This window comes from Pseudomonas aegrilactucae, assembly GCF_019168305.1.
GTDB classification, from domain to species: Bacteria; Pseudomonadota; Gammaproteobacteria; order Pseudomonadales; family Pseudomonadaceae; genus Aquipseudomonas; species Aquipseudomonas aegrilactucae.
The window spans coordinates 1-14,882 of sequence record NZ_JAHTBI010000047.1 but is presented as its reverse complement, the minus strand read 5'-3'; the positions used below and the strand labels follow the sequence as shown (position 1 = coordinate 14,882).

17 protein-coding genes are annotated in these 14,882 nt (G+C 64.1%); 11 read left to right on the top strand and 6 right to left on the bottom strand.

Features of this window, described 5'->3' with window-relative positions; all coding sequences use genetic code 11:
• The first annotated feature begins 4 nt into the window (after positions 1 to 4).
• The 11 genes from KUO17_RS13545 to KUO17_RS13495 all read left to right on the top strand — a co-directional run bounded on the left by KUO17_RS13545 (position 5) and on the right by KUO17_RS13495 (position 10,656).
• Complete coding sequence (locus tag KUO17_RS13545) at positions 5 to 1,132, top strand: acyl-CoA dehydrogenase (protein ID WP_217976058.1); 1,128 nt, start codon at positions 5 to 7, stop codon at positions 1,130 to 1,132.
• 14 nt (positions 1,133 to 1,146) lie between these two features.
• Positions 1,147 to 1,920 (top strand): enoyl-CoA hydratase, encoded by a 774-nt coding sequence (locus tag KUO17_RS13540; RefSeq protein ID WP_217976057.1) that lies wholly within the window; start codon positions 1,147 to 1,149, stop codon positions 1,918 to 1,920.
• A gap of 122 nt (positions 1,921 to 2,042) precedes the next feature.
• Positions 2,043 to 3,563, top strand: a complete 1,521-nt coding sequence (gene exaC, locus KUO17_RS13535) for an acetaldehyde dehydrogenase ExaC (protein ID WP_217976056.1) — start codon at positions 2,043 to 2,045, stop codon at positions 3,561 to 3,563.
• A 108-nt stretch (positions 3,564 to 3,671) separates the two neighbouring features.
• On the top strand, positions 3,672 to 3,743 hold the full coding sequence (gene pqqA / locus KUO17_RS13530) for a pyrroloquinoline quinone precursor peptide PqqA (protein ID WP_020289857.1): 72 nt from the start codon (positions 3,672 to 3,674) through the stop codon (positions 3,741 to 3,743).
• A gap of 126 nt (positions 3,744 to 3,869) precedes the next feature.
• Positions 3,870 to 5,033 (top strand): alcohol dehydrogenase-like regulatory protein ErcA, encoded by a 1,164-nt coding sequence (gene ercA, locus KUO17_RS13525; protein ID WP_217976055.1) that lies wholly within the window; start codon positions 3,870 to 3,872, stop codon positions 5,031 to 5,033.
• Positions 5,017 to 6,699: a PAS domain-containing hybrid sensor histidine kinase/response regulator gene (locus tag KUO17_RS13520; protein ID WP_217976054.1), complete on the top strand. Its 1,683-nt coding sequence runs from the start codon at positions 5,017 to 5,019 to the stop codon at positions 6,697 to 6,699. Before ercA ends, KUO17_RS13520 begins: the two co-directional genes overlap by 17 nt.
• Positions 6,700 to 6,948: 249 nt before the next feature.
• Complete coding sequence (locus KUO17_RS13515) at positions 6,949 to 7,353, top strand: TraR/DksA family transcriptional regulator (RefSeq protein WP_163947534.1); 405 nt, start codon at positions 6,949 to 6,951, stop codon at positions 7,351 to 7,353.
• Positions 7,354 to 7,515: 162 nt separating this feature from the next.
• A complete protein-coding gene (locus tag KUO17_RS13510) occupies positions 7,516 to 9,123 on the top strand; it encodes a methyl-accepting chemotaxis protein (RefSeq protein WP_217976053.1) in 1,608 nt (535 codons plus the stop codon).
• A gap of 115 nt (positions 9,124 to 9,238) precedes the next feature.
• Positions 9,239 to 9,448, top strand: coding sequence for a hypothetical protein (locus KUO17_RS13505; RefSeq protein ID WP_217976052.1), 210 nt, complete (start codon positions 9,239 to 9,241; stop codon positions 9,446 to 9,448).
• Positions 9,449 to 9,985: 537 nt separating this feature from the next.
• Positions 9,986 to 10,453, top strand: coding sequence for a hypothetical protein (locus tag KUO17_RS13500; protein ID WP_217976051.1), 468 nt, complete (start codon positions 9,986 to 9,988; stop codon positions 10,451 to 10,453).
• Complete coding sequence (locus KUO17_RS13495) at positions 10,450 to 10,656, top strand: hypothetical protein (protein WP_217976050.1); 207 nt, start codon at positions 10,450 to 10,452, stop codon at positions 10,654 to 10,656. Before KUO17_RS13500 ends, KUO17_RS13495 begins: the two co-directional genes overlap by 4 nt.
• 24 nt (positions 10,657 to 10,680) lie before the next feature.
• Here KUO17_RS13495 and KUO17_RS13490 read toward each other — a convergent pair whose 3' ends face one another.
• The 6 genes from KUO17_RS13490 to mbhE form a co-directional block, all read right to left on the bottom strand.
• Positions 10,681 to 11,046 carry a Na+/H+ antiporter subunit G gene (locus KUO17_RS13490; RefSeq protein WP_217976049.1) on the bottom strand — a complete coding sequence of 122 codons (366 nt, stop codon included), beginning with the start codon at positions 11,044 to 11,046 and terminating at the stop codon, positions 10,681 to 10,683.
• Positions 11,043 to 11,321, bottom strand: a complete 279-nt coding sequence (locus KUO17_RS13485; protein WP_043860103.1) for a K+/H+ antiporter subunit F — start codon at positions 11,319 to 11,321, stop codon at positions 11,043 to 11,045. The genes KUO17_RS13490 and KUO17_RS13485 overlap by 4 nt, the downstream gene beginning before the upstream one ends.
• On the bottom strand, positions 11,318 to 11,806 hold the full coding sequence (locus KUO17_RS13480) for a Na+/H+ antiporter subunit E (RefSeq protein WP_217976048.1): 489 nt from the start codon (positions 11,804 to 11,806) through the stop codon (positions 11,318 to 11,320). Before KUO17_RS13480 ends, KUO17_RS13485 begins: the two co-directional genes overlap by 4 nt.
• Positions 11,803 to 13,488, bottom strand: coding sequence for a monovalent cation/H+ antiporter subunit D (locus KUO17_RS13475; RefSeq protein WP_217976047.1), 1,686 nt, complete (start codon positions 13,486 to 13,488; stop codon positions 11,803 to 11,805). The genes KUO17_RS13480 and KUO17_RS13475 overlap by 4 nt, the downstream gene beginning before the upstream one ends.
• On the bottom strand, positions 13,485 to 13,829 hold the full coding sequence (locus KUO17_RS13470) for a Na+/H+ antiporter subunit C (protein WP_010224297.1): 345 nt from the start codon (positions 13,827 to 13,829) through the stop codon (positions 13,485 to 13,487). Before KUO17_RS13470 ends, KUO17_RS13475 begins: the two co-directional genes overlap by 4 nt.
• Positions 13,829 to 14,882: hydrogen gas-evolving membrane-bound hydrogenase subunit E (gene mbhE / locus KUO17_RS13465; protein ID WP_217976046.1), on the bottom strand; the 1,054-nt coding region annotated here is incomplete at its 5' end. The genes mbhE and KUO17_RS13470, both read right to left, overlap by 1 nt.

The following is a 14,882-nucleotide window of genomic DNA, read 5'->3' as shown; positions in this document are numbered from 1 at the left end:
CACCATGCTAGTCAATGACGAACAACAGCAAATCAGCGATGCCGTCCGCCAGTTCGCCCAGGAGCGCCTGCGCCCCTTTGCCGAGCAATGGGACCGCGAGCACCGGTTCCCCCGCGAAGCCATTCAGGAGATGGCCGAGCTGGGACTGTTCGGCATGCTCGTGCCGGAGCAGTGGGGCGGCAGCGACACGGGTTATGTCGCCTACGCCATGGCCCTGGAAGAGATCGCCGCCGGTGACGGTGCCTGCTCGACCATCATGAGCGTGCACAACTCGGTGGGTTGCGTACCCATCCTTAAATTCGGCAGCGAGCAGCAGAAACAGCAGTTCCTCACGCCGCTGGCCACCGGCGCGATGCTCGGTGCCTTCGCCCTGACCGAGCCGCAGGCCGGTTCCGATGCCAGCAGCCTGAAAACCCGTGCGCGCCTGGACGGCGAGCACTATGTGCTCAATGGCTGCAAGCAGTTCATTACCTCGGGGCAGAACGCCGGCGTGGTCATCGTGTTTGCCGTCACCGACCCGGCGGCCGGCAAGCGCGGTATCAGTGCCTTTATCGTGCCCACCGATGCGCCCGGTTACCAGGTGGCGCGGGTCGAGGACAAGCTCGGCCAGCATGCCTCCGACACCTGCCAGATCGTGTTCGATAACGTGCGCGTGCCGCTGGGCAACCGTCTTGGCGAGGAGGGCGAGGGCTACCGGATCGCCCTGGCCAACCTGGAAGGCGGGCGTATCGGTATCGCCTCGCAATCGGTGGGCATGGCGCGCGCCGCGTTCGAGGTGGCGCGCGACTATGCACGCGAGCGCGAAAGCTTCGGCAAGCCGCTGATCGAACACCAGGCGGTGGCCTTTCGCCTGGCCGACATGGCCACGCGCATCGCCGTGGCGCGGCAGATGGTGCATCATGCCGCCGCCTTGCGCGATGCCGGGCGCCCGGCGCTGGTGGAGGCCTCGATGGCCAAGCTGTTCGCCTCGGAGATGGCCGAGAAGGTCTGCTCCGATGCCTTGCAGACCCTGGGCGGTTATGGCTATCTGAGCGACTTCCCGCTGGAGCGCATCTACCGCGACGTGCGGGTCTGCCAGATCTACGAAGGCACCAGCGACATTCAGCGCATGGTCATTGCGCGCAATCTTTGAAGGGAGCAGCTTGCATGAGTTTCGAAACCATTCTGTTGGACATCCGCGACAAGGTCGGCCTGATCACCCTCAACCGGCCCCAGGCGCTCAATGCGTTGAATGCGCAGATCGTGCGCGAGTTGAACCAGGCGCTGGACCAGCTCGAAGCGGACCCGAGCATCGGCTGCATCGTACTCACCGGCTCGGAAAAGGCCTTTGCCGCCGGCGCCGACATCAAGGAAATGGCCGAGCTGACCTACCCGCAGATCTATCTGGACGACCTGTTCAGCGACAGCGACCGTATCGCCAACCGACGCAAGCCGATCATCGCGGCGGTGTCCGGTTTTGCCCTGGGCGGTGGCTGCGAGCTGGCACTGATGTGCGACTTCATCCTGGCCGGCGACAACGCCAGGTTCGGTCAGCCCGAAATCAACCTCGGCGTGCTGCCGGGCATGGGCGGTACCCAGCGCCTGACACGTGCGGTGGGCAAGGCCAAGGCCATGGAACTGTGCCTGAGCGGGCGCATGATGGGCGCCGAGGAAGCCGAGCGCGCCGGCCTTGTGGCGCGCATCGTGCCCAAGGAACAGCTGCTTGAGGAAGCCCTGAAGGTGGCGGCGCAGATCGCGAAGAAATCCGTGCCGGTGGCCATGATGGTCAAGGAGAGCATCAACCGCGCCTTCGAGGTCAGCCTGTCGGAAGGCGTGCGTTTCGAGCGTCGGGTGTTCCATGCAGCGTTCGCCACCGAAGACCAGAAGGAAGGCATGGCCGCGTTCATCGCCAAGCGTGAGGCGCAGTTCAAGGACCGCTGAGCGACTACTACCAAATGACGAGCCGTTCCCTGCCAATGGGCCATTCGTGCGGGCGGGCGCGCTGACTAAGATCGGGTCACTGCCTGTCGCCGCGACAGGCCTGGATCAACAGAGGCCCGATCATGATCTATGCAGCGCCCGGCACTCCAGGTGCCCTCGTCAGCTTCAAGCCCCGTTATGGCAACTACATCGGTGGTGAATTCGTCGCGCCGCTGGGTGGGGAGTACTTCAGCAACAGTTCGCCGGTCACCGGCCAGTTGATCGCCGAGTTCCCGCGTTCCGGCGCCGCCGACATCGATGCGGCGCTGGATGCGGCCCATGCCGCCGCCGACGCCTGGGGTCGCACCTCGGTGCAGGACCGCTCGCGCATTCTGCTCAAGATCGCGGACCGCATCGAAGAACACCTTGAAGTGCTGGCCATCAGCGAGACCTGGGACAACGGCAAGGCCATTCGCGAAACGCTGAATGCGGACGTGCCACTGGCCGCCGATCATTTCCGCTATTTTGCCGGCTGTATTCGTGCCCAGGAAGGCAGCGCCGCCGAAATCAACGAGCACACTGCCGCCTATCACTTCCATGAGCCACTGGGCGTGGTCGGGCAGATCATTCCGTGGAACTTCCCGCTGCTGATGGCCGCGTGGAAACTCGCCCCGGCCCTGGCCGCCGGCAACTGCGTGGTGCTCAAGCCCGCCGAGCAGACCCCGCTGTCGATCACCGTGTTCGCCGAGCTGGTCGGCGACCTGTTGCCCCCAGGTGTGCTGAACATCGTGCAGGGCTTGGGGCGTGAAGCCGGCGAGGCGCTGGCCACCAGCAAACGTATCGCCAAGATCGCCTTCACCGGTTCCACCCCGGTCGGTTCGCACATCATGAAGTGCGCCGCCGAGAACATCATCCCGAGTACCGTGGAACTGGGCGGCAAGTCGCCGAACATCTTCTTCGAAGACATCATGCAGGCCGAGCCGAGCTTTATCGAAAAAGCCGCCGAGGGCCTGGTGCTGGCGTTCTTCAACCAGGGCGAGGTGTGCACCTGCCCATCGCGTGCCGTGGTGCAGGAGTCGATCTATGAGCCGTTCATGGCCGTGGTGATGAAGAAGATCGCCCAGATCAAGCGCGGCGACCCGCTGGACACCGAGACCATGGTCGGCGCGCAGGCGTCTGCACAGCAGTACGAGAAGATCCTCTCGTACCTGGACATTGCGCGCGAAGAGGGTGCCCAGGTATTGACCGGCGGCGCCAGCGAGCGCCTGGCTGGCGACCTGTCCAGCGGCTATTACATCCAGCCGACCCTGCTCAAGGGCCACAACGGCATGCGTGTGTTCCAGGAAGAGATCTTCGGCCCGGTGGTCGGGGTGACCACCTTCAAGGACGAAGCCGAGGCCCTGGCCATCGCCAACGACACCGAGTTCGGCCTGGGCGCTGGGGTGTGGACCCGTGACATCAACCGTGCCTACCGCATGGGGCGCGGGATCAAGGCCGGCCGCGTGTGGACCAACTGCTACCATCTGTACCCGGCACATGCCGCGTTCGGTGGCTACAAGAAGTCCGGGGTGGGCCGTGAGACCCACAAGATGATGCTCGATCACTACCAGCAGACCAAGAACCTGCTGGTCAGCTACGACATCAACCCGCTGGGATTCTTCTAGCGCCCGGTGGTTCAGAGCACACAGTGCCAAAGTAGCATTCGACCTGCGCCGGCAACGGTGTATTAATAGACACGCCACAATCCTGTGGCGCCAGAAGAGGATGGACTTATGTGGAAAAAACCCGCGTTCACTGATCTGCGTATCGGTTTTGAAGTGACCATGTACTTCGCCAGCCGTTGATCCCTCTTGCGCCGGCGCCTGTCTGCAGGTGCCGGCGCTGCCCCTCGCAGGCCTGCTGATGGTCTGATTGCAATCCCCACCTGATGCTTTAGGCTGGCGCTATCTTAAAGAACAAGAAGGCGTTGCATGAGCCCGAAACTGAGCCAGTTGCGTAAATTCGTCTCGCCCGAAATCATCTTCGGCGCTGGCTGCCGGCACCATGTGGCCAACTACGCCAAGACCTTTGGCGCACGCAAGGTGCTGCTGGTCAGCGACCCCGGCGTGATCGCCGCCGGCTGGGTTGCCGACATCGAGGCCAGCCTGCAGGGCCAGGGTATCGACTACTGCCAGTACCACGCCATTTCGCCCAACCCCCGTGTCGAGGAAGTCATGGCGGGTGCCGAGCGCTACCGCAGTGAACAGTGCGACGTGATCGTCGCCGTCGGGGGTGGCAGCCCGATGGACTGCGCCAAGGGCATCGGCATCGTGGTGGCCCACGGTCGGCACATCCTCGAATTCGAAGGCGTGGACACCATCCGCGTGCCGAGCCCGCCGCTGATCCTGATCCCGACCACCGCCGGCACCTCGGCCGACGTGTCGCAGTTCGTGATCATTTCCAACCAGCAGGAACGCATGAAGTTCTCCATCGTCAGCAAGGCGGTGGTGCCCGATGTGTCGCTGATCGACCCTGAAACCACCTTGAGCATGGACCCGTTCCTGTCGGCCTGTACCGGCATCGACGCGCTGGTGCATGCCATCGAGGCCTTCGTGTCCACCGGCCACGGGCCGCTGACCGACCCGCATGCGCTGGAGGCGATGCGTCTGATCAACGGCAACCTGGTGCAGATGATCGCCAACCCGCAGGACATCGCCCTGCGCGAGAAAATCATGCTGGGCAGCATGCAGGCCGGGCTGGCTTTTTCCAACGCGATCCTGGGGGCGGTGCATGCCATGTCGCACAGCCTGGGCGGGTTCCTCGACCTGCCGCATGGCCTGTGCAATGCCGTGCTGGTCGAGCACGTGGTGGCGTTCAACTATAGCGCTGCGCCCGAGCGCTTCAAGCTGATCGCCGAAACGATGGGCATCGACAGTCGCGGCCTGAACCACAGCCAGATCCGCCAGCGCCTGGTCGAACACCTGATCGCTCTCAAGCACGCGGTGGGCTTTCACGAAACCCTGGCGCTGCACGGGGTGGGCAGCAGCGACATTCCGTTCCTGTCCCAGCATGCCATGCACGACCCGTGCATCCTGACCAACCCGCGTGTGTCCAGCCAGCGTGATGTCGAGGTGGTGTATGGCGAGGCCCTCTGAGCCTGGCGCGGATGCGCTGGCCGGGCTGCTGGGGCTGAGCAACCATACCGTACGCAAGAGCCACTATCCGGAACTGGCGGCGCGCCTGGATGAACTGGAAACCGAACGCAAGCGCTATTCATGGCTGTTCGAACACGCGGTGCACGGCATTTTCCAGGCCAGCCTGGACGATGGCCTGCGCGCCGCCAACCCTGCACTGGCACGCATGCTCGGGTACGCCGATGCGCAAGCGGTGCTGTTCTCGCGCCGGGACCTCGCCAGCCATCTGTTTGTCGGAGGCCAGGCCGAGCTGCTCGAAATCGCCCAGGTGCTGCAGCGCGAGCAGGCCCTGCTGGGTTACGAGACGCAGTTGCGACGCAAGGACGGCAGCAGTATCGATGTGCTGATGAACCTGTTGCTGCGCCCCGACGAAGAGGGCGTGGTCGAAGGCTTCGTGGCCGACATCACCGAACGCAAGCTGGCCCAGGAGCGTCTGCAGCAGCTCAATGACGAGCTGGAACAGCGCGTCGCCGAGCGTACCAACCAGCTGATCGAGGCACGGGATGCGGCCCAGGCCGCCAACCGCAGCAAGGACAAGTATCTGGCGGCCGCCAGCCATGACCTGCTGCAACCCCTCAATGCCGCGCGGCTGCTGATCTCGACCTTGCGTGAGCGCGCGTTGCCAGCAGGCGAGCACGTGCTGGTGGAGCGCGCGCATCAGGCTCTGGAGGGGGCCGAAGACCTGCTCACCGACCTGCTGGATATCTCCCGGCTCGACCAGGCGGCCATCCGTCCGGACCTCGACCTGTACCTGCTGGACGATGTGCTGGCGCCGCTGGCGTCGGAGTTCCAGTCGGTGGCCGCTGCCGAGAACCTGGGCCTGCGGGTGCGCAGCGGGCGGCAGGTGATCCGCACCGATGTGCGCCTGCTGACGCGCATCCTGCGCAACTTCCTCAGCAATGCCTGCCGCTATACCGAGCGCGGAGGTATCCTGCTGGGGGCACGTCGGCGCGGCGATCAACTGCGGCTGGAGGTGTGGGACAGCGGTCGCGGCATTGCCCAGGAGCGCCTGGCGTCGATCTTTCTCGAGTTCAACCAGCTCGACGTGGGCCGTGCTGCCGATCGCAAGGGGGTGGGCCTGGGCCTGGCGATCGTCGAGCGTATCGCGCGGATTCTCGACTACCGCGTGCAGGTGCGTTCCTGGCCTGGGCGCGGTTCGGTGTTCAGTATCGACGTGCCCTTGTCTGCCGAGCTTCATACCCCGGCCGTGCAGGCGCCGACGCCGTTGCCCGGGGTCGGTGACCCGCTGCCTGGGCGTCGCCTGCTGGTGCTGGACAACGAGCTGAGTATTTTGCAGAGCATGGCCGCTTTGCTCGCCCAGTGGGGCTGCGAGGTGTTGACGGCCACCGACCGCGATAGCGCTTTCGAGGCGTTGCAAGGGCGCGCGCCGGAACTGGTGCTGGCCGATTTTCACCTCGACCACGGCGTAACCGGCTGCGAAGTGGTGCGCGACCTGCGTGTGCATTTCGGTGTGGCGATATCGGCGGTGATGATTACCGCCGATCGTAGCGACCAGAGCCGGCGTGCGATGCAGCGTCTGGGGGCACCGCTGCTCAACAAACCGGTGAAACCGGGCAAGCTGCGCGCGGTACTGAGCCAGTTGCTGGGGGAGGCCGCTACGCGATAAATGTGCACACCCCCCCGGTGTACGGTTTTTTTTGCTATAAAGGCCGCCCTCAGGGGGACTTCGCTCAAGCCTGAGGGGCTTTTCAGACAAAACCACCCTCATTTCTGTTGCCCCTTGCGAATCTCGGCCGTAGACTGCCGCCCCCTGTAAATTGAGTGCCGGATGGTGCTTGAAGAATTGCGCCGCCGTCGAGCTGATCGCCGGCAGCACCCGATCGCCTAAATGCACGTATTTTTTATAGAGAAATCAATGACAAAGGAAAAGTTGCTGGCCATGCCGGCCGATGACTACATGAACGCTGAGCAGCATGCCTTCTTCACCGAGCTGCTGCAGTCGATGAAGTCCGAGATCCATGAGCGCATCGAGCAGAATCGTGTAGCCATCGAAAGCCTGGACACGCCTGCCGATCCTGCCGACGCCGCCTCGGTTGAAGAAGAGCGCCACTGGCTGGTCAACACCATCGACCGCGACCAGCGTCTGCTGCCGCAACTGGAAATTGCCCTGGGCCGCATCAAGGATGACAGTTTCGGCTGGTGCGAAGACAGCGGTGAGCCGATCGGCCTCAAGCGCCTGCTGATCAGCCCCACCACCAAGTACTGCATCGAGGCGCAAGAGCGTCACGAGCAATTGGACAAGCACCAGCGCCAGGCCTGACGCCAGCGGTAGTGCTGCACAAGCCCCGGGTTTGAAACCCCGGGGCTTTTGCGTTTTTGTCCTGCATCAAGGGGGCCGGTTCTACATCCAATGAAGCATGGATAATGGCCTGGTAGTGGCGTTTAATGGCTGCACAATAACGACACTGCGCGAGGCTTAGTCATGATGCGAGAAGGATCTCTGCCAGGCACGCTGGCGCAACCGGCGACTACTTCAGGCGGTGTGCGTCGCTGGTCGGGCCCGGCGCTGCAAAGCCTGGTGCTGATTGTGCTGCTGGGTGCCATGGGGTTTGCACAGGTGTCGGTGTATGTGTGCCTGCCGCTGGCCCTGATCACCTTGTGGCTGCCACTGATACGCCGTCAGCCTGCCGAAGTGGTGACCCGCGCCGACCCGCTCGGCGACCTGACCCGTGACCTGTCCCAGGCCACCAGCCACAATGCCCTGTCGGCTGCGGGCGTGGCGTTTGCGGTGCAGCAATTGGCGAGCAAGCTGCAGTCGCAACTTGGCGCGGCGGCGCAGATCGTCACCAGCGCCGAAGTGATGATCGGAACTGAAAAAGCCACCTCCCAGCTCAGCCAGCAAGCCCTGAAGGCGGCCCGCGAGGCCCACCAGAGCAGCGCGGCCGGGCGCAGGGTGTTGGCGGAGTCGATTCAACGCATGCACCAGCTCAGTGCCCGTGCGAACGCCAGCCGTGAACTTATCGAAGCCTTGCACCAGCGCAGTGAAGACATTGCCCGGGTCACGCTGGTGATCCAGACCATCGCCAGCCAGACCAATCTGCTGGCGTTGAACGCCGCCATCGAGGCGGCCCGCGCAGGCGAGCACGGCCGCGGTTTCGCGGTGGTGGCCGATGAGGTGCGCGGCCTGGCCGGGCGTACGGCCAGTGCCACCGAAGAGGTCGGGCTGATGGTGGCGGATATCCAGCAGCGTACCGCGCAGGTCGTGGAACAGATCCGCGAGCTGTCCGATGACCTGCACAGCGGTGTCGACCAGGTCGAACATACCGGTGAGCAGTTGGACACCATCGCCGGGCTGGCCGCTGGTGTAGAGCAGCAGATCGATGCCATCGCCGCCGGCACCGAGACCAATCGCACCCAGCTCGACAGCCTGTTTCAAGCCGTGGCGCAGATGCGCGGGGACCTGGAGGTCAGCGACCAGCAGACCCAGCGCCTGGCGCAGTCGGCGGTGCAGATGGAAGGGCAGGCCGAACGCATCAGCGAACGCCTGGCCGAGGTCGGCCTGGACGACTACCACCAACGCGTCTACGACCTGGCCCGTCAGGGCGCGCAGCAGATTGCCCGGCAGTTCGAAGCCGACATCGCGCAGGGACGGGTGAGCGTGGAGGCATTGTTCGACCGTCAGTACCAGGTGTTGCCAGGTACGCGTCCGGCACGTTATCGCTCCCGCTTCGACGACTACACCGACCAGGTGCTGCCGGCGATCCAGGAGCCATTGCTGGCTCAGCACGAAGGGCTGGTGTTTGCCATCGCCTGTACGCAGCAGGGGTATGTGCCCACCCACAACAAGGCCTTCAGTCAGCCCTTGACCGGTGACGAAGCGACCGACACCGCGCACAATCGCAGCAAGCGCAAGTTCGACGACCGCACCGGGATACGCTGCGGTAGCCATCAACAGCCCGTGCTGCTGCAAACCTACACCCGTGATACCGGCGAGCTGATGCATGACCTGTCGGTACCGATCCAGGTACAGGGTCGCCACTGGGGCGGGCTGCGCCTGGGTTACCGCCCGCAACAGGGCGTGAAGACGTGAGCGGCTTTGTTGCAGTTGATGCAATACAGCTATGTTGGGGATAGCTTTTTCCGGCGAGGGCCAGGGTTTATCATCGCCGCATCGTTAGTTTGCTAATGAAATTCCGGAGGGGATCATGCATAGCAGAGTCGATGTGGCCGTGATGATCGGCAGTGGAGTACCGGCGTCTCTACGCGTCTTGGGTAACCGTGCGTGCTGGGTGGTGATGGTCAACGGCGAGCGCCGCGGTGCTGCGTTCGCCACCCGTGGCGAAGCCCAGGAGTGCCAGGCTGCCTGGCTGGCGTATATCGATGCGCACGCGTCGTCGGCACGTCAGGCTGGCTGAGCCAGGCTTGCAGCCTCGAGGGTATGTGCCAGGGCGCAGGCTTCGCCATGGTGGCGTCGAAAGCCCCTGACCTGGCCGGTAGCGAACTCGGTAATGTGAAAAAAACCGATGCCGGCGGGTACTACAATGTAGCGTGGGTGGGCACTGCACGGGCAGAGATCGGTTTTTTTTGCTACTGCAAGTGTATTGGCCACTCGACGGGTTTCAGTGTTTTCGTGCATATTCGCTTCCCTGTGCAGTGAACGTGTTCGCCCAGAGATCCCCTGTCTGGGAATCTTTCTTTCAGCTATCGCATTTTTCCCGCGAATACGCTGTCAGAAAAATCGGTTGCACTTCAGGAATGGTCTGTTTGTTATTGCCAGGAGATCACTGGCACAACACGGCGTGTTTTCCTTCGCAACCCGGTGTCTGTGTGTATGAACGCTGCTGGCACTTATCCACTAGTCTTTCAGACTTCAAATTGAAGAACCGGGGCCTTCGCGGCACAGAGCTGTCTGCGAGGTGGCGGGGGTGATGTTGGTTTTGAGGAATTAATCATTGGCAGTCAGTAATCTGGATATGCATGCCCTCTTCGTGCTGGGCGACCTGCGGGCCAAGTTGGTCAAACAGTTTCAATCGCGATATGTCTATGTGACCGAGCAAAGCGCCGAAGGGATCTACTTGGCCGAGATCGACACCCAGGAGGGGCTGGTGGTCGATGACAAGCCGCGGCTGGAGTTGAAGGTGGGCGACCACTTCCGTGCGGCGGTATTGCCAAGCCGCGAGGGCGGCAAGCTGGAGATCCGCTTTCGCGAGATCAAGCTGACGGTGTACGGGCTTGGCGACTATGCGTTCGTCACCGTACCCGAGGGGCATGGCATCGTGTTTCGCGAGGGGCAGTCGGTGGTCATGGTGTTCGCCGCCCACCAGCAGTTGCAGGAAGGTCTGAGCAAGACCTTGAAGGCTGCCACGGCCAAGGCTGCCAAGTGGCGCAAGGGCGAACTGACCTTCAAGGCCAGCGAGTGAGCAGCGCCGAGGGCGCTGTCAGCCGAGCGCAGTACCACGCGGCGCACCACGCCCGGGCCGAGGCCTTGGCGCGTGACTGGATCGCGCAACGTGAGGTGCTGCAGGGCGCCTGGCTGGATTGGGTGGCCGGGCAGCTGTATCAGCTGAACCCACCCGAATACGCGGCCATGGTGCGCCGCCAGCTGCAGCAGCTGGCCGGCTGAACAGGCGAGGCCACCAACGCCGACTCAGTGGCCGATGTCGCGGCCGCTGCTGACTTCCTCCGGCACGTCATCCCTGGCCATCCGTTTGCGAAACAGGGCTGCTCGCGCCAGCAGCAGGGTTGTCACCGGTACGGTGATCGACAGCAGGATCGGGATCAGCCAGGCGTGCAGCACGGGCGAGTGCTTGAGGCCTGAGAAATACAGGATCGATGCCAATGCCACGCACCAGGTGCCCAGGGTCGATGCCAGTGCGGGCGGGTGCATGCGTTGGAAGAACGCCTTCAGGCGCAGCAGGCCGACCGCACCGCTGAGGGCGAACAGGCTGCTGATGACCAGCAAGGCGGCGGTGAGCGCCTCAAGCCAGAGTGGCAGTTCATTGAGTGCATTCATTCGATCACCTCGCCACGCAGGAGGAATTTGGCCAGGGCAAACGAACCGACGAAGCCGAACAATGCGATCAACAGTGCGCCTTCGAAATAGGTGTCGCTGGCATAGCGAATGCCCAGCACCAGCATCATCAGCATGGCCAGGATGTACAGGTAGTCCAGCGCCAGAACCCGGTCCTGGGCCGAAGGGCCCTTGAACAGGCGCACCAGGGTCAGGGCCATGGCCAGGGCAAAGATGAACAGGCTGGCGAGAATGGCGTTGGCGAGCAGGCCAGTCATTCGAAGATCTCCATCAGCGGGCGTTCATAGGTGTGCTTGAAGTGTTCGATGAAGCGCGCCTCATCGTCCAGATCGAAGACATGCAGCAGCAGGATGCTGCGGTCCAGGGCGAGCTCCGACCAGATGGTGCCGGGAACCACTGTGGTGATCATCGACAGCGCGGCCAGCCCATGAGCATCGCGCAGGTGTAACGGAATGCGGATGAAACGCGAGCGCGGCGGGTGACGGTGGGCACGCCATACGCTGCAGGCGACCTGCAGGTTGGACACCACCACATCGATACCCACCCGCACGATCAGGCGCACGATAGTGCCGGGCTTGCGGATACGTACCGGCAGCGGGCGCAAAGGGGCCATGAGCAGTGGCGCCAGCAGGCCCAGCAGGGCGCCGAGCAGCAGGTTGCCGGCGCTGAGCGAGAGGTTGAGCAGCAACCACAGCCCGCCTAGCGAAAGCGACAACAGCGGAGCAGGGAATACGCGCTTCATGGCTGCACCTGCCCGGCAATCGCCTCGCTGGAGGGCCCGGGCAACGGTCGTGTGCCCATCACCGCATTCACGTAGTTGCTGGGGTCTTTGAGCCCGGCAGCGGTATCCTGGGTGTAACGCAACAGCGGCTCGGCGCGCACACTGAGCAGCACGCACAACCCCAACAGCATCACGATGGGAATGCACTCGTAGCGGCGCAGCAGGGGCGAGGGGCGCTCCTGAGGCGTCCAGAAGCGCTGAATGCCGACGCGGGTGAGGGCGATCAGCGAGGCCAGGCCCGACAGTACCAGCAGCGCCACAAGGGCCCAGCCGGTCATTGGCAGCACCTGGTCGACGGGGTTGCCCAGGCCGTTGGGGTTGAACAGTGCGCTGATCAGGCTGAGCTTGCCGATGAACCCGGACAGAGGCGGCATGCCGATGATCAGCAGTGCGCAGGCAATGAAGCTCAGGCCCAGGAAGGCCATGGTCCAGGGGATCACCTGGCCGACCACGGCTTTCTGCTCGTCATCCAGGTTGATGCCCTTGGGCGGTTGCAGCGACTCCAGCGGCGAGGGCAGGGCATCGCCATCGTCTTCCAGCGGGATCTCGTTGGCCGAGCGCGAGCGTTCGATCAGTTCGGCCAGCAGGAACAGTGCGCTCAAGGCCAGTGTCGAGCTGACCAGATAGAACAGCGCACCGGCGGTCAGCGCCGCCTGGCCGAAGCCGATGGCCGCCAGCAGGATGCCGGCCGACACCAGGATGCTCAGGCTGGCCATGCGCTCGAGGCGTTGCGCGGCGAGAATCGATACCGCCGCGCAGCCCAGGGTTGCCAGGCCGCCGTACACCAGCCATTCACCGCCAAAGAACGCCGATGCGCCCGCCTGCCCTGAGAACAGCAGGGTCCACAGACGCAGCACGGTGTAGATGCCGACCTTGGTCATGATCGCGAAGAGTGCGGCCACCGGGGCACTGGCCGACGAATAGGCCGGTACCAGCCAGAAATTCAGCGGCCAGATCCCGGCCTTGGCCAGGAACGCGGTGGCAAGGATCGCGGCCCCTGCGTGCAGCAGGCCACGGTCGGCCTCGGGCACCAGTGGGATCTTCAGCGCCAGGTCGGCCATGTTCAGGGTGCCGGTGACCCCATAGAGCATGGCCGCGCCCACCAGGAACAGCGAGGACGCCAGCAGGTTGATGGCGATGTAGTGCAGGCCTGCCTTGACCCGTGCGCGCCCCGAACCGTGCAGGATCAGGCCGTAGGAAGCCGCCAGCAACACCTCGAAGAACACGAACAGGTTGAACAGGTCGGCGGTCAGGAATGCGCCGTACAGCCCCATCAGTTGAATCTGGAACAGCGCATGGAAGCTGGCCCCTGCCCGGTCCCAGCGGGCCATGGCGAACAGCAGGGCACTGACCCCGACGACCCCGGTGAGCACCAGCATCAGCGCCGAAAGGCGGTCCAGCACGAGCACGATGCCGAAGGGCGCCTGCCAGTTGCCCGGCAGGTACACGCCGATGGAACTGGCCTGGCCCTGGGCCTGGACCCACAGCAGCAGGCTGACCGAGATACCCAGGCCCAGCAGGCTGGAGACCAGGTTGATGCGGGCCTTGAGCGGGCGGCGTTTTTCTCCCAGCAACAACATGACAGCAGCGGTCAGCAGCGGCAGCAGGATGGGGGCGACGATCAGTTGGTTCATCACGCTCATTCGTTAGGCTCCCGGCCATCGACGTGGTCGGTTCCGGTCAGCCCGCGCGAGGCCAGCAGCACCACCAGGAACAGGGCAGTCATGGCAAAGCTGATGACGATGGCGGTGAGTACCAGCGCCTGGGGCAGCGGGTCGGTGTAGTTGAGCAGGTCCTGCGGCACGCCGTCCTTGATGATTGGCTCCTTGCCGATGAACAGGCTGCCCATGCTGAAGATGAACAGGTTGACCCCGTAGGACAGCAGGCACAGCCCCATCACCACCTGGAAGGTCCGTGGGCGCAGGATCAGCCAGACCCCCGAGGCGGCAAGCACGCCGATGGCAATTGCGATCACTTCTTCCATCAGGCGGCTCCCGGGCTGGCGGTGGGTTTGGGCTGGCTGCTTGGGCGGTGGCTGCGCACCGACTGGTGGGCCAGTGCGGTAAGGATCAGCAGGGTAGAGCCCACCACCACGGTAAAGATGCCGGTGTCGAAGAACAGCGCGCTGGCGACATGGATATCACCCAGTACCGGCAGGTGCAGGTGGGCGGTGTGAGTGGTCAGGAACGGATACCCGAACAGCATCGCCCCGGCCCCGGTGAGGGTGGCGAACAGCAGTCCGGTGCCCATCCAGCGCAACGGCCGAAGGCTCATCTGCGCCTCGACCCACTGGGTGCCGGCGACCATGTATTGCAGGATGAACGCCACCGACATCACCAGGCCGGCAACGAAGCCGCCGCCCGGCTGGTTGTGGCCACGCATGAACAGGTACATCGAAATCACCAGGGCAATCGGCAGCAGCAGGCGCACCAGCGCGGCCGGCACCATCATGAAGCCCAGCGCGGTATCGGCGGCCTGGCGTGGGTTGACCAGGTCGGTGACCACGTCGGGCGCCAGCAGGCGCTGCTGGGCGGGCAACTGGATGCTTTCCTTGGGCGGGCGGAAGCGTCGCAGCAGGGCGAACACGCTCAGCGCTACGGCGACCAGCACGGTGATCTCGCCCAGGGTATCGAAACCACGGAAGTCGACCAGCATCACATTGACCACATTGGTGCCACCGCCTTCGGGCAGGGCACGGCTGAGGTAGAACGAGGAGATCACGTTGGGGGTCGGGCGTGTCAGCATCGCGTACGACAGCAACGCCATGCCGCCACCGACCAGCACCGCCAGCAACAGGTCGCGCAGGCGACGTGCCACCGCGCGCTCCTTGCTGCCGGGCAATGGCGAGATGTCTTCGATACGCCGCGGCAGCCAGCGCAGGCCCAGCAGGATCAGCACCGTGGTGACCACCTCGACCACCAGTTGGGTGAGCGCCAGGTCCGGGGCGGAAAACCACACGAAGGTGATGCAGGTCATCAGGCCGCACACGCTGACCATGGTCAGTGCCGCCAGCCGGTGGTACTTGGCCTGCCACGCG